The organism is Streptomyces sp. NPDC006197 (assembly GCF_040613865.1).
Lineage (GTDB): Bacteria > Actinomycetota > Actinomycetes > Streptomycetales > Streptomycetaceae > Streptomyces.
In genome coordinates this window covers 1-13109 of the sequence record NZ_JBEXSZ010000011.1, presented here as the reverse complement: position 1 = coordinate 13109, position 13109 = coordinate 1, and the positions used below count along the sequence as shown (strand labels likewise).

Annotated in this window: 13 protein-coding genes; 9 read left to right on the top strand and 4 right to left on the bottom strand. The window is 73.8% G+C overall.

All coding sequences use genetic code 11. The features are described from left to right. Positions 1–20 precede the first annotated feature (20 nt). From ABZ318_RS05410 to ABZ318_RS05395, 4 genes are read left to right on the top strand one after another with little or no spacing between them, the layout of a single operon-like run. Positions 21–803: an enoyl-CoA hydratase family protein gene (locus tag ABZ318_RS05410; RefSeq protein WP_356901169.1), complete on the top strand. Its 783-nt coding sequence runs from the start codon at positions 21–23 to the stop codon at positions 801–803. Between the two features lie 14 nt (positions 804–817). After that, positions 818–1666 (top strand): CoA-transferase, encoded by an 849-nt coding sequence (locus ABZ318_RS05405; protein ID WP_356901249.1) that lies wholly within the window; start codon positions 818–820, stop codon positions 1664–1666. Continuing rightward, positions 1663–2445: a CoA-transferase gene (locus tag ABZ318_RS05400; protein ID WP_356901168.1), complete on the top strand. Its 783-nt coding sequence runs from the start codon at positions 1663–1665 to the stop codon at positions 2443–2445. Before ABZ318_RS05405 ends, ABZ318_RS05400 begins: the two co-directional genes overlap by 4 nt. Further along, positions 2442–3506, top strand: coding sequence for a nitronate monooxygenase (locus ABZ318_RS05395; protein WP_356901167.1), 1065 nt, complete (start codon positions 2442–2444; stop codon positions 3504–3506). The genes ABZ318_RS05400 and ABZ318_RS05395 overlap by 4 nt, the downstream gene beginning before the upstream one ends. 129 nt (positions 3507–3635) lie before the next feature. Here the strand turns inward: ABZ318_RS05395 and ABZ318_RS05390 are convergent, their stop codons facing one another. From ABZ318_RS05390 to ABZ318_RS05375, 4 genes are read right to left on the bottom strand one after another with little or no spacing between them, the layout of a single operon-like run. Further along, the gene (locus ABZ318_RS05390; protein ID WP_356901166.1) at positions 3636–4793 is read right to left on the bottom strand and encodes an acetyl-CoA C-acetyltransferase; all 1158 of its coding nucleotides are present in this window, start codon (positions 4791–4793) and stop codon (positions 3636–3638) included. Between the two features lie 33 nt (positions 4794–4826). Next, entirely contained in the window at positions 4827–5420 is a 594-nt protein-coding gene (locus ABZ318_RS05385) for a TetR/AcrR family transcriptional regulator (protein WP_356901165.1), read from the bottom strand. Further along, positions 5417–6205, bottom strand: a complete 789-nt coding sequence (locus ABZ318_RS05380; protein WP_356901164.1) for an SDR family oxidoreductase — start codon at positions 6203–6205, stop codon at positions 5417–5419. The genes ABZ318_RS05385 and ABZ318_RS05380 overlap by 4 nt, the downstream gene beginning before the upstream one ends. After that, positions 6202–7368, bottom strand: coding sequence for an acyl-CoA dehydrogenase family protein (locus ABZ318_RS05375; RefSeq protein ID WP_356901163.1), 1167 nt, complete (start codon positions 7366–7368; stop codon positions 6202–6204). The genes ABZ318_RS05380 and ABZ318_RS05375 overlap by 4 nt, the downstream gene beginning before the upstream one ends. Positions 7369–7413: 45 nt before the next feature. Between ABZ318_RS05375 and ABZ318_RS05370 the strand changes: the two genes are divergently transcribed. The 5 genes from ABZ318_RS05370 to ABZ318_RS05350 all read left to right on the top strand — a co-directional run bounded on the left by ABZ318_RS05370 (position 7414) and on the right by ABZ318_RS05350 (position 12995). Continuing rightward, the gene (locus ABZ318_RS05370; protein WP_356901162.1) at positions 7414–8271 is read left to right on the top strand and encodes an enoyl-CoA hydratase; all 858 of its coding nucleotides are present in this window, start codon (positions 7414–7416) and stop codon (positions 8269–8271) included. Then, positions 8271–9440, top strand: a complete 1170-nt coding sequence (locus ABZ318_RS05365; RefSeq protein ID WP_356901161.1) for an acyl-CoA dehydrogenase family protein — start codon at positions 8271–8273, stop codon at positions 9438–9440. The genes ABZ318_RS05370 and ABZ318_RS05365 overlap by 1 nt, the downstream gene beginning before the upstream one ends. Further along, positions 9440–10447, top strand: a complete 1008-nt coding sequence (locus ABZ318_RS05360) for an acyl-CoA dehydrogenase family protein (protein WP_356901160.1) — start codon at positions 9440–9442, stop codon at positions 10445–10447. The genes ABZ318_RS05365 and ABZ318_RS05360 overlap by 1 nt, the downstream gene beginning before the upstream one ends. Before the next feature lie 101 nt (positions 10448–10548). Next, complete coding sequence (locus ABZ318_RS05355; RefSeq protein ID WP_356901159.1) at positions 10549–11925, top strand: MFS transporter; 1377 nt, start codon at positions 10549–10551, stop codon at positions 11923–11925. After that, on the top strand, positions 11922–12995 hold the full coding sequence (locus ABZ318_RS05350) for an acyl-CoA dehydrogenase family protein (protein WP_356901158.1): 1074 nt from the start codon (positions 11922–11924) through the stop codon (positions 12993–12995). The genes ABZ318_RS05355 and ABZ318_RS05350 overlap by 4 nt, the downstream gene beginning before the upstream one ends. Positions 12996–13109: the final 114 nt, after the last annotated feature.

Below are 13109 nucleotides of genomic sequence, written 5' to 3'. Positions count from 1 at the left end.
GAAAGGTAGCTGATCTGCTCATGGGTGTCTCCACCTCCGCCCCCGACAAGGGCGTCGCCGTCGTCACCGTCGACTTCCCCCCGGTCAACGCCCTCCCCGTACAGGGCTGGTACGACCTCGCCGCGGCGGTACGCGCCGCCGGTGCCGATCCCGAGGTGCGCTGCGTCGTGCTCATCGCGGAGGGCCGCGGCTTCAACGCCGGCGTCGACATCAAGGAGATCCAGCGCACGGCCGGGCACGACGCCCTCCTGGGCGCCAACCGCGGCTGTTACGAGGCCTTCGCCGCCGTCTACGACTGCGAGGTGCCGGTGGTCGCCGCCGTGCACGGCTTCTGCCTCGGCGGCGGCATCGGGCTGGCCGGCAACGCCGACGCGATCGTCGCCTCCGAGGACGCGACCTTCGGCCTGCCCGAGCTGGACCGGGGCGCGCTCGGCGCGGCCACGCACCTGGCCCGGCTCGTCCCGCAGCAGCTGATGCGGGCCCTGTACTACACCTCGCGCACGGTCACCGCCGAGGAGCTGCACCGGCACGGCTCGGTCTGGCGGGTCGTCCCGCGCGAGCGGCTGCTCGACGCGGCGCTCGAACTCGCGCGGGAGATCGCCGCCAAGGACGGACAGCTGATCCGGCTCGCCAAGGCCGCGATCAACGGCATCGACCCGGTGGACGTCCACCGCAGCTACCGCTTCGAACAGGGCTTCACCTTCGAGGCCAATCTCAGCGGCGTCGCCGACCGGGTCCGCGACGCCTTCGGCAAGGCCGACGGGCGGTCGGCCCTCGACACGGACAAGGAGCAGCAGTCGTGAGCAGGGACAAGACGATGACCGCCGAGGAGGTCGTGGGCCGGCTCCGGAGCGGGATGACGATCGGCATCGGCGGCTGGGGCTCGCGCCGCAAGCCGATGGCGCTGGTACGGGCGCTGCTGCGGTCCGACGTCACCGACCTGACCGTGGTGTCTTACGGCGGCCCGGACGTCGGGCTGCTCGCCGCGGCCGGGAGGATCCGCAAGCTGGTCGCGGCCTTCGCCACGCTCGACTCCGTGCCCCTGGAGCCGCACTTCGGAGCGGCCCGGCAGCGCGGCGCCTTCGAGCTGGTGGAGCTGGACGAGGCCATGCTCATGTGGGGCCTGACCGCCGCCGTGCACCGGCTGCCCTTCATGCCCATCCGGGCCGGACTCGCCTCCGACGTGATGACCGTCAACCCGTCGCTGCGGACCGTCACGTCCCCGTACGGCGACCGCGAGGAGCTCGTCGCCGTCCCCGCGCTGCGGCTGGACGCCGCGCTCGTCCACCTCAACCGTGCCGACGCGCACGGCAACGGCCAGTACCTGGGCCCCGATCCGTACTTCGACGACCTGTTCTGCGAGGCCGCCGACGCCGCGTACGTCTCCTGCGAGCGGATCGTGGAGACCTCGGAGCTGCTCAAGGACGCGGGGCCCCAGTCGCTGCTGCTCAAGCGGGCGTTCGTCGACGGCGTCGTCGAGACGCCGAACGGCGCCCACTTCACCTCCTGCGCCCCCGACCACGACCGCGACGAGGCCTTCCAGCGCGCCTATGTGAAGGCGGCCCGGGACCCGGAGGCCTGGCGGGCCTTCACCGCCCGGTTCCTGTCCGGCGACGAGGACGCCTACCAGGCCGCGGTCGCGGCGTTCCACGAGGAGGAAGCATGAGCGGCACCACTCCCACCCCGACGACCCCGCCGGCGACCCGGGCCGAGTACTGCGTCGTCGCCTGCGCCGAGGCCTGGCGGGACGCGGGCGAGGTCCTGGCCAGTCCCATGGGCACCGTCCCGATGATCGGCGCCCGCCTCGCCAAGCTCACCTTCGCCCCCGACCTGCTGCTGACCGACGGGGAGGCGCTGCTCATCGCCGACGTGCCGGCGATGGGCGCCGCGCCCCGGGTGGTCGAGGGCTGGCTGCCGTACCGCCAGCACCTGGCCATGGTCGCCACCGGGCGCCGGCACGTGATGATGGGCGCGAGCCAGCTCGACCGGTACGGCAACCAGAACATCAGCTGCATCGGCGACTGGGCGCGGCCCAAGCGCCAGCTCCTCGGTGTGCGCGGCGCGCCCGTCAACACCCTGAACAACCCGACCAGTTACTGGGTCCCCAAGCACTCGACACGCGTCTTCGTCGAGCGGGTCGACATGGTCTGCGGCGTCGGCTACGACCGGGCCGCCGCGGCCGGCCCCTCCGCGACCCGCTACCACCGCCTCCCGGACGTCATCAGCGACCTGGGCGTCTTCGACTTCGAGACCCCGGACCGCACCATGCGGCTGCGCTCGCTGCACCCCGGCGTCACGGTCGAGGAGGTCAGGGAGGCCACCGGCTTCGCGCTGGCCGTCCCCGACGAGGTGCCGTACACCCGTGAGCCCACCGCCGAGGAACTGCGGCTGATCCGCGAGGAGATCGACCCGAAGGGACTGCGCGACCGGGAGGTCCCCTCATGAGCGACGTCACGATCGCCACGCCGCTCACCGAGCTCGTCGGGGTGCGGCACCCCGTCGTGCAGACCGGCATGGGGTGGGTGGCCGGTCCCCGCCTGGTCTCGGCCACCGCGAACGCCGGCGCGCTCGGCATCCTGGCCTCGGCCACGATGAGCGTCGACCGGCTCCGTTCCGCGGTGCGCGAGGTGAGGTCCCGCACGGACGCGCCCTTCGGCGTGAACCTGCGGGCGGACGCCGGGGACGCGGGCGAGCGCGTGCGGGTCATCATCGACGAGGGCGTGAAGGTCGCCTCGTTCGCGCTCGCGCCGTCCCGCGAGCTGATCGCACGGCTCAAGGACGCCGGCGTCGTCGTCATCCCGTCCATCGGGGCCAGGCGGCACGCCGAGAAGGTCGCCGCGTGGGGCGCCGACGCGGTGATCGTGCAGGGCGGGGAGGGCGGCGGCCACACCGGCAGCGTCGCCACCACCGTCCTGCTCCCGCAGGTCGTGGACGCCGTGGACATCCCGGTCGTCGCGGCCGGCGGCTTCCACGACGGGCGCGGCCTGGTCGCCGCCCTGGCGTACGGCGCGGCCGGGGTCGCCATGGGCACGCGCTTCCTGCTCACCTCCGACAGCACGGTTCCCGACGCGGTGAAGGCCCGCTACCTCGCCGCGGCGGTCACGGACGTCACGGTCACCACGAAGGTGGACGGGCTGCCGCACCGGATGCTGCGCACGGGGCTGGTCGACGCGCTGGAGCGCTCGGGCCGGGCCGCCTCGCTGCTGCGGGCGGTCCTGCACGCCGGGGCCTTCCGGCGCGATTCCGGCATGAGCTGGGCGCAGATGGTCCGGGACGGCCTGGCGATGAAGCACGGCAAGGACCTGACGTGGAGCCAGGTCCTGCTGGCCGCCAACACCCCGATGCTGCTCAAGGCGTCCATGGTCGAGGGCCGTACCGATCTGGGCGTGATGGCCTCCGGTCAGGTCGCGGGGCTGATCGACGACCTGCCGTCCTGCGCGGAACTCGTCGACCGGCTGATGGCGGAGGCGCGGGCGGCGCTGGGCTCCCTGCCGGCCGCCGGCTGACCGGACTCACGCCTGTCCGCCGGGGTGCCTCCACCCCGGCGGACAGGCGTTCCGACGTGTACGGTGCGGAGGCCCCGAGAGGTCCCCGCACCGGTCACGCCGTGTGGCGCGGGCTCTTCGGCGCCGGCGTCACAGACGCTCGATGATCGTCACGTTCGCCTGGCCACCGCCCTCGCACATCGTCTGCAGGCCGTAGCGGCCGCCGGTGCGTTCCAGTTCGTGCAGGAGGGTGGTCATCAGCTTGGTGCCGGTCGCGCCGAGCGGGTGGCCGAGGGCGATGGCGCCGCCGTTGACGTTGACCTTCTCCGGGTCGGCGCCGGTCTCCTTCAGCCAGGCCAGGACGACCGGGGCGAAGGCCTCGTTGATCTCCACCAGGTCGATGTCGTCGAGCGTCATCCCGGCCTTCTTCAAGGCGTACGCCGTCGCCGGGATCGGGGCCGACAGCATGCGGATCGGGTCCTCGCCCCGGACGGACAGGTGGTGGACGCGGGCGCGCGGCGTCAGTCCGTGTTCCCGTACGGCGCGCTCCGAGGCGATCAGCATCGCCGAGGCCCCGTCGGAGACCTGCGAGGAGACCGCGGCGGTCAGCCGGCCGCCCTCGACCAGCGGCTTCAGGCCGGCCATCTTCTCCAGGGTGGTGTCGCGGCGCGGCCCCTCGTCGGTGGTGACGTCCCCGTAGGGGACGATCTCGCGGTCGAAGCGCCCCTCGTCGATGGCGCGGGCGGCCCGCCGGTGCGAGCGGAGGGCGAACTCCTCCATGTCCCGGCGGGAGATGTCCCACTTGGCGGCGATGAGCTCGGCGCCGTGGAACTGGTTGACGGGCTGGTCGCCGTAGCGGGCGCGCCAGCCCTCGGAGCCGGCGTACGGACCCTCGGTGAGCCCGAGCGGGTCGGCGGCCTGGCGGCTGGCGAAGGCGATGGGGATCTGCGACATGTTCTGCACGCCGCCCGCGACCACCAGGTCCTGGGTGCCGGACAGGACGCCCTGGGCGGCGAAGTGCAGGGCCTGCTGGGAGGAGCCGCACTGCCGGTCCACGGTCGTGCCGGGCACCTCCTCGGGCAGTCCGGCAGCCAGCCAGCAGGTGCGGGCTATGTCGCCGGCCTGCGGTCCGACGGTGTCCAGGCAGCCGAAGACGACGTCCTCGACGGCGGCCGGGTCGGCGCCCGAGCGTTCCATCAGCGCCTTGAGCACGTGTGCTCCGAGGTCGGCCGGGTGGACGGCGGCCAGTCCGCCGTTCCGCCGGCCGACCGGGGTGCGTACCGCTTCGACGATGTATGCCTCGGCCATGGCCGCTCCTTCTTCGATGTCCACGATGTCATGTCATATACGGGTACGGAAGGCGATGCCCTCCAGCACCGTCGACAGGTACTGGCGGGCGATCTCCTCCGGGCTGTGCTGTCCGCCCGGCCGGTACCAGGACGCGGCGACCCAGACGGTGTCGCGCACGAAGCGGTAGGTGAGCCGGACGTCGAGGTCCGTGCGGAAGACCCCGGCGGCCACGCCGCGCTCCAGGGTCCTGAGCCAGGCCTCCTCGAACCTCCGCTGGGAGCCGGCGAGGTAGCCGAAGCGCGGCTGCTCCCGCAGGTGCCTGGACTCCTTCTGGTAGATGGCGACGGCGGCGCGGTGCCGGTCGATCTCCCGGAACGACTCGGTGACGAGGGCCTCCAGGGTCTCCCGGGGGCCGAGCACCGCGGCGAGCACGGCGTCGTACCGGGCCCACAGCTCGTCCAGGAAGGCGCGGAGGATCTCGTCGAGCATCGACTCCTTGGAGTCGAAGTGGTAGTAGAGGCTGCCGGCGAGCAGGCCGGCCGCGTCCGCGATGCGGCGGACGGTGGTGGCGTCGTACCCCTGGGCGGCGAACACCTCGGCCGCCGTGTCCAGGATCTCGCGGCGCCGCTCCGGCGCCGGTCTCACGGGTGCTGGCTGCTGACGGAGAGGACCTCCCCCGTCAGGTACGAGGAGTAGCCGCTGGCCAGGAAGACGATCACGTTGGCCACCTCCCACGGTTCGGCGTGGCGCCCGAAGGCCTCGCGGGAGGTCAGTTCCTCCAGGAGTTCGGGGGTGGTGACCTTCACCAGGTGCGGGTGCATGGCCAGGCTCGGGGAGACGGCGTTGACGCGCACGCCGTACTCGGCGGCCTCCAGGGCGGCGCAGCGGGTGAGCGCCATCACGCCGGCCTTGGCGGCGGCGTAGTGGGCCTGCCCTTTCTGGGCCCGCCAGCCGATCACGGAGGCGTTGTTGACGACGACGCCTCCGGCGCCTTCGGCCTTCATCCGGCGCAGTGCGGCGCGGGTGCAGCGGAAGGTGCCGTTGAGGGTGACGTCGAGGACCTTGTCCCACTGTGCGTCGGTCATGTCGACCAGGTCGGCGGTGCCGCCGAGGCCCGCGTTGTTGACGACGACGTCGAGGCGTCCGTGGCGCTCGACGGCGAGGTCGAAGAGGGCGGCGACCTGGGTCTCGTCGGTGACGTCGCAGGGCAGGGCGGCGACGCGGTCGGCGCCGAACTCCGCGGCCAGTTCGGCCTCGGTCTCCTTCAGTCGGCGGGCGTGGGCGTCCGAGACGACGACCCGCGCGCCCTCCTCCAGGAGCCGCCTGGCGGTCGCGCCGCCGATGCCGGCGCCGGCCGCGGCGGTGACGACGGCGCCGCGTCCGGCGAGCAGGCCGTGACCCGGCACGTAGGGGGGTGGTGTGCCGGTCATGGGCGGACCTCCTTGGGCAGGCCGAGGACGCGCTCGGCGATGATGTTCCGCTGGATCTCGTTGGAGCCGGCGTAGATGGTGTCGGAGCGGGAGAAGAGGTAGAGCCGCTGCCAGTCGGTGAGGTCGTACGGTGCGCCCTCGGCCAGCATCCCGGCGGCTCCGCAGACGTCCATGGCGAGCTCGCCGAGCTCCCGGTGCCAGGTGGCCCAGAAGATCTTCCCGATGGAGGCCTCGGGGCCGGGGGCTCCGGTGGCGACGCCGTCGAGCATGCGCAGGGCGTTGAACCGTATGGTCTCCAGGCCGATCCAGGCGCGGGCGATGCGGTCGCGGATCAGCGGGTCGGCCGCGGCGCCGTTGCGTCTGGCCAGTGCGACGACGGCTTCCAGTTCGCGGCGGAAGCCGACCTGCTGACCGAGGGTGGACACGCCCCGCTCGAAGCCGAGGGTGGCCATGGCCACCCGCCAGCCGTCGCCGGGGGCGCCGACGACGTGGGAGGCGCGGGTGCGGGCCCCGTCGAAGAAGACCTCGTTGAATTCCGAGGTGCCGGTCAGCTGGACGATGGGCCTGATCTCGACTCCGGGCTGGTCCAGGGGGACGAGCAGGTAGGACAGGCCGTGGTGGCGGGTGGATCCGGGCTCGGTGCGGGCGACGACGAAGCACCAGTCGGCCTCGTGCGCGAGTGAGGTCCAGACCTTCTGCCCGGTGACCACCCACTCGTCGCCGTCGCGCTCGGCGCGGGTGCGCACGTTGGCGAGGTCCGAGCCGGCGTCCGGCTCGGAGTAGCCCTGGCACCACTGCTCCTCGACACTGACGATCTTCGGGAGGAAGCGCTCGCGCTGCTCGGGCGTGCCGAAGGCGATGAGGGTGGGCCCCAGGAGCTGTTCGCCGATGTGGCCGACGCGGGCGGGGGCGTCGGCGAGGGCGTACTCCTCGTGGAAGGCGACCTGCTGTTCCAGGGTGGCGCCCCGTCCGCCGTACTCCTCGGGCCAGCCGACGCAGGTCCATCCCGCCGCGGCCATGTGCCGTTCCCAGGCGAGGCGTTCGGCGTGCGCCTCGTGTTCCCGTCCGGGGCCGCCGCGCCCGCGCAGGGCGGCGAACTCGCCCGTGAGGTTGGCGCTCAGCCAGCCGCGGACCTCTCTGCGGAACTCCTCGACGTTGCTCATGGCCGTACGTTAACCTACCAAACACTTGTTAGGGAAGGAGGGCGGATGTCCGCTGCCCGCACCGCATCCACGGCCCCGGTCCGCTACGAACGCCTCGGCCCGGTGGCCGTCGTCACGATGGACCGGCCCGATTACCGCAACGCCCAGAACTCCGCGATGACCTACGCCCTCGACCGCGCCTTCTACCGCGCGGCCGACGACGACGAGGTCAAGGTCGTCGTGCTCGCCGGAGCGGGGAGGCACTTCTCCGCCGGCCACGACATCGGCACCCCCGAGCGGGACGCCCACCTGCCGTTCGACCGGCGCGCCGGACTCTGGTGGGACCACTCGGACAAGCAGGGGGCGGAGAGCCGCTTCGCCCGCGAGTCCGAGGTCTACCTCGGCATGTGCCGCCGCTGGCGCGAACTGCCCAAGCCCATGATCGCGTCGGTGCAGGGCGCCTGCGTCGCGGGCGGTCTGATGCTCGCCTGGGTGTGCGACCTCATCGTCGCCGCCGAGGACGCGTTCTTCGCCGACCCCGTGGTCCGCATGGGCATCCCCGGCGTCGAGTACTTCGCCCACCCCTGGGTGATGCCACCGCGCATCGCCAAGGAGTTCCTCTACACCGGGGACCGGATGGACGCCCGGCGCGCCTACGAGGTCGGCATGGTCAACCGGGTCGTCCCGGCCGGGGAGTTGACGGAGCGAACCATGGAACTGGCCTCCCGGATCGCCGAGATGCCCCGCATGGGCCTGGCGCTCGCCAAGCGCGCCGTCAACCAGGCCGAGGACCTCCAGGGCCTGCACACCGGCATGGACTCGGTCTTCGGCCTGCACCACCTCGCGCACGCGCACAACGCCGAGACCGCGCCCGACGCGCTGGGCGGCATGGACATACGCAAGATGAAGGCGGCGGGTGCCTGATGGACCTCGACTTCTCCCCGGCGGAGGACGCCTTCCGGGCCGAGGCCCGCGCCTGGCTCACCGCCCGCGTGCCCGACGTCCCGCTGCCCTCCCTGGAGACGGCGGAGGGTTTCGCCGCCCACCGGGAGTGGGAGCGGACCCTCTTCGCCGACCGCTGGTCGGTGGTCTCCTGGCCCGAGGAGTACGGCGGCCGGGGCGCCTCGCTCCTCCGGTGGCTGGTCTTCGAGGAGGAGTACTACGCGGCCGGCGCCCCCGGCCGGGTCAGCCAGAACGGCATCAACCTCCTCGCCCCCACCCTCTTCGAGCACGGCACCGACGAGCAGCGCGCCCGCGTCCTGCCCCCCATGGCGAGCGGCGAGGTCATCTGGGCCCAGGCCTGGTCCGAACCGGAGTCCGGCTCCGACCTCGCCTCGCTGCGCTCCACGGCCGAACGGACCGACGGCGGCTGGCTCCTGCGCGGCCAGAAGACCTGGTCGTCCCGGGCCGCCTTCGCCGACCGCGCCTTCGGCCTCTTCCGCAGCGACCCCGGCGCCGCGAAGCCGCACCAGGGCCTGACGTACCTGATGTTCCCGCTGGACGCCGACGGGGTGACCGTACGGCCCATCGGGCGTCTCGACGGAAAGCCCGCCTTCGCCGAGCTCTTCCTCGACGACGTGTTCGTGCCCGACGAGGACGTCATCGGCGCGCCGGGACAGGGCTGGCGGGTCGCGATGAGCACCGCGGGCAACGAGCGCGGTCTCACCCTGCGCAGCCCCGGCCGGTTCACGGCCGCCGCCGAACGCCTCACGGCACTGTGGCGGGAGACCGCCGACCCCGCCGACACCGCGCTGCGCGACCGGGTCGCCGACGCGGTCATCGGCGCCCGCGCCTACCGGCTGTCCGCCTACGCGGGCGTCTCGCGGATCGCCGCCGGAGGCTCGATCGGCGCCGAGTCCAGCCTCAACAAGGTCTTCTGGTCCGAGCTCGACATCGCGCTCCACGAGACCGCCCTCGACCTGCTCGGGCCGTACGGCGAACTGGCCGACGCGGCGGCGGACGCGCCCGCACACGGCAGTTGGGCCGAAGGCTTCACGTTCTCCCTCGCCGGCCCCGTCTACGCCGGCACCAACGAGATCCAGCGCGACATCATCGCCGAGCGGCTGCTCGGCCTCCCGAAGGGACGCCGGTGATGCGGTTCCTCCTCGACGACGAGCAGCGGGAGTTCGCCCGCTCCCTCGACGGCATGCTCACGGCGGCCGACACCCCCGCGGCCGTACGGGCCTGGGCGGCCGGCGACACCACGCCCGGCCGCGCGCTCTGGTCGCGGCTCGCGGAGGCCGGCGTCCTCGCCCTCGCCGTCCCGGAGCGGCACGACGGGCTCGGCCCGCTGCCCCTCGAACTGGCCGTCGCCTTCATGGAGTCGGGACGGCACGCCGTGCCCGGCCCGCTGGTGGAGACGGTCGCCGCGGCGGCGCTCCTCGACCGTCTCGACGGCTCCGACGGCTCCGGCACGGAGGGGGCCGCCGCCGCCTGGCTCCCGCAGATCGCCTCGGGAAAGGCGCTCGTCTCCCTGTGCGTCCCGGAAGCCGGCGGCCCCTACGCCCTGGACGCGGACGCCGCCGACGCCGTGCTCGTCGTCGAGGGCGACACCGTGCGCCTGGCGGAGGCGGCCGGGCCCGTCCAGCCCTCGGCCGACCCCGCGCGCCGGCTGGCCCGTCCGCTCGGCGGAGCAGTCCTGGCGCGGGGGCCGGCCGTGGCCGCCGCCGCCGCGCACGCCGCCGACGTCGCCGCCCTGGCCACCGCCGCCCAGTCCCTCGGCCTCGGCCGCGCCCTGCTCGACCGGACCGTGGAGTACGTGAAGCAGCGCACCCAGTTCGGCGTCGCCATCGGCTCCTTCCAGGCGGTGAAGCACCGCCTCGCCGACACGCTCCTCGCGCTGGAGTTCGCCCAGCCGCTGCTCCACTCGGCCGCCCTGGCCCTGGCCGAGGGGGCGGCCCACGCCTCCGCCGAGATCGCCGCGGCGAAGGTCACGGCGGGCGAGGCCGCGTACGCCGCCGCCCGCACCGCCCTCCAGCTCCACGGGGCCGTCGGCTACACGGAGGAACTGGACCTCGCCCTGTGGATCCGCAAGGCCCGTCCCCTCCGCGACGCCTGGGGCACCCCCGCGGCCTGCCGCGCCCGCGTCCTCGCGTCCTGAACGGCGCCCGCTGCCCCGGGCCGGGCAGCGGGCCCCGGTTCCCTTCCGCTCGTCGGTCCCCCGTTCCCCTACCGCTTTCCCTACCGCACCCGGGAGTCAGCGTGTCCCCCGCACCGTCCCCGTACACCCCCGAGAGATCCTCCGACCCCGCCCTGCTGCGCAGGGTGGCGCTGTCGAGTCTGCTCGGCACCGTCATCGAGTACTACGACTTCCTGCTCTACGGCACGATGGCCGCGCTCGTCTTCGGCGAACTGTTCTTCCCCGCGTCCGATCCCGCCGTCGGCACGATCGCCGCCTTCGGGACGCTCGCCGCCGGCTATGTGGCGCGCCCGCTCGGCGGCGCCGTCTTCGGCCACTTCGGCGACCGGCTCGGCCGCAAGTCCATGCTCGTCCTCACCATGGCCCTCATGGGCGTGGCCAGCTTCCTGATCGGTGCCCTCCCGACGTACGGGACGATCGGCGTCGCCGCCCCCGTCCTCCTGGTGCTGTTCCGCGTCGTCCAGGGCGTCGCCATCGGCGGGGAATGGGCCGGCGCGACGCTCATGGTCGTCGAGCACGCCGACCCCCGGCGCCGCGGCCTGTGGAGCGGCGTGATGCAGATGGGGTCCCCGATCGGCTTCCTGCTCTCCACGGTCGCCGTCACCCTCACCTCACTGCTCCCCCGCGCGTCCTTCCTGAGCTGGGGGTGGCGCGTCCCGTTCCTGTTCAGCGCGGTGCTCCTCGCCATCGGCCTCTACGTGCGCGTCAGCGTCACGGAGAGCCCGCTCTTCCAGCGGGCGGCACGGGAGCGCGAGGCCGGAGCGGCTTCCGGCGTCCCGCTGGCGCAGGTGCTGCGCAGGCCCCGCACCCTCGTCCGCGCATGCGCCGTGGGCATCGGCCCCTTCGCGCTGACGGCGCTGATCAGCACGTTCATGCTCACCTACGCCACGGCCATCGGATACGCCACCTCCGAGGTGATGACCGGACTGCTCTTCACCTCGGTCACGGGCCTCGTGTCCATCCCGCTCTTCTCCGCGCTCTCCGACCGCGTCGGCCGCCGGGCCGTCGTGCTGGGCGGTGCGGCGGGCGTCGTGCTGCTCGCCTTCCCGGTCTACGCCCTGGTCGACGCGCGCTCCCCCGCGCTGCTGGTCCTCGGCATGGTCCTCGGCCAGGTGGTGCAGTCCGCGATGTACGCGCCCCTGGGACCGCTGCTCTCGGAGATGTTCGGCACCCGCGTCCGCTACACCGGCGCCTCGCTCGGCTATCAGCTGGCCGCGCTGATCGGGGGCGGATTCACCCCCGTGTTCGCCGGCGGACTGCTCTCCTCCGGTGACGCCCGGAGCGCTCCCCTCGCGGTCCTCGCCGTCGTCTGCGGGCTCGTGACCGCGCTCGCCGTCTGGCGGACGGCCGAGACACGCGGCCGGGACCTCTCGGCGGAGGACCCGGCGGCGGCCGAGCAGCCCCGTACCCGACCGACATCGAAAGGAGCAGAGGCATGAGGCTGACGGAGGAGCAGGAAGAACTGCGGTCCGCCGTGCGGGCCGTGCTCGGACGCCACACGGGCGGGGCGGCCTGGCGGCCGCTGACCGAGCAGATCGGCGTCGCGGGGCTCGCCGTCCCCGAGGAGTACGGCGGCGCCGGATACGGGGCCCGGGAGGTCCATGTGGTCCTCGAGGAGCTGGGACGGGAGCTGAGCCCCGTCCCGTACCTCGGTTCCGCGGTGCTCGTGGTGCAGGCGCTGCTCGCCTCCGGTGACGCGGCGGCGTGCGCGCGGCTGCTGCCGGAACTGGCCTCGGGGAGCGTGGTGGGAGCCCTGGCGTGGGCCGAGCGCGGCTCCTGGGAGCCGTCGGCCGTACGGGCCGAGGCCACCCCCGGGCCCGGCGGGAGCTGGCGGATCACCGGGACCAAGGAGCACGTCCTCGACGGCGCGGAAGCCGGGGCGCTGCTCGTGGCGGCCCGGTCGGGAGCGGGGGTCTCGCTCTTCGACGTGCCCGTGGACGGCGCGGGCGTGGACCGCGAAGCGGCCGTGACGATGGACTCCACCAGGACGCAGGCGCGGGTGGTGCTCACGGCGGCGGAGGGCCGGCTCGTGGGAGCGGAGGGGGAGGGCGAGCGGGTGCTCGCGCACGTCCTCGACCTGGCGTGCGCGGCGCTCGCCGCCGAACAGGTCGGCGCCGCCGCGCGCTGCCTGGAGATCACGCTCGCCCATGCCGGGGAGCGGGTCCAGTTCGGCCGGCCCATCGGCTCCTTCCAGGCGGTCAAGCACCGGCTCGCGGACGCGTACGTCCTGGTCGAATCGGCGCGCTCGGTCGCGCTCGGCGCCTCCTTCGCCGCCGCCACGGACGACCCGGGACTCACCCGCCGCGCGGCCGCCGCCAAGTCCGCCTGCTCGGAGGCGTTCTCGGCGGTGGCGGGCGAGATGATCCAGCTGCACGGCGGCATCGGCATCACCTGGGAGCACGACGCCCATCGCTACTTCAAGCGGGCGCACGGCGCGGCGCGGCTCTTCGGCCCGCCGGCCTGGCACCGCGCCCGCCTGGCGGCCGATCTGGGGCTGCTCGCGACGTGAGCCCGTCGCCACGCCGTCCGGCGACCGGCGACCGGCGACCGGCGACCGGCGACCGGCGTGCGGCCGGGGCCCGGGGGTGGGGCGGGGGCCGGCGCGCCCCCCGGGGTTGTGAGG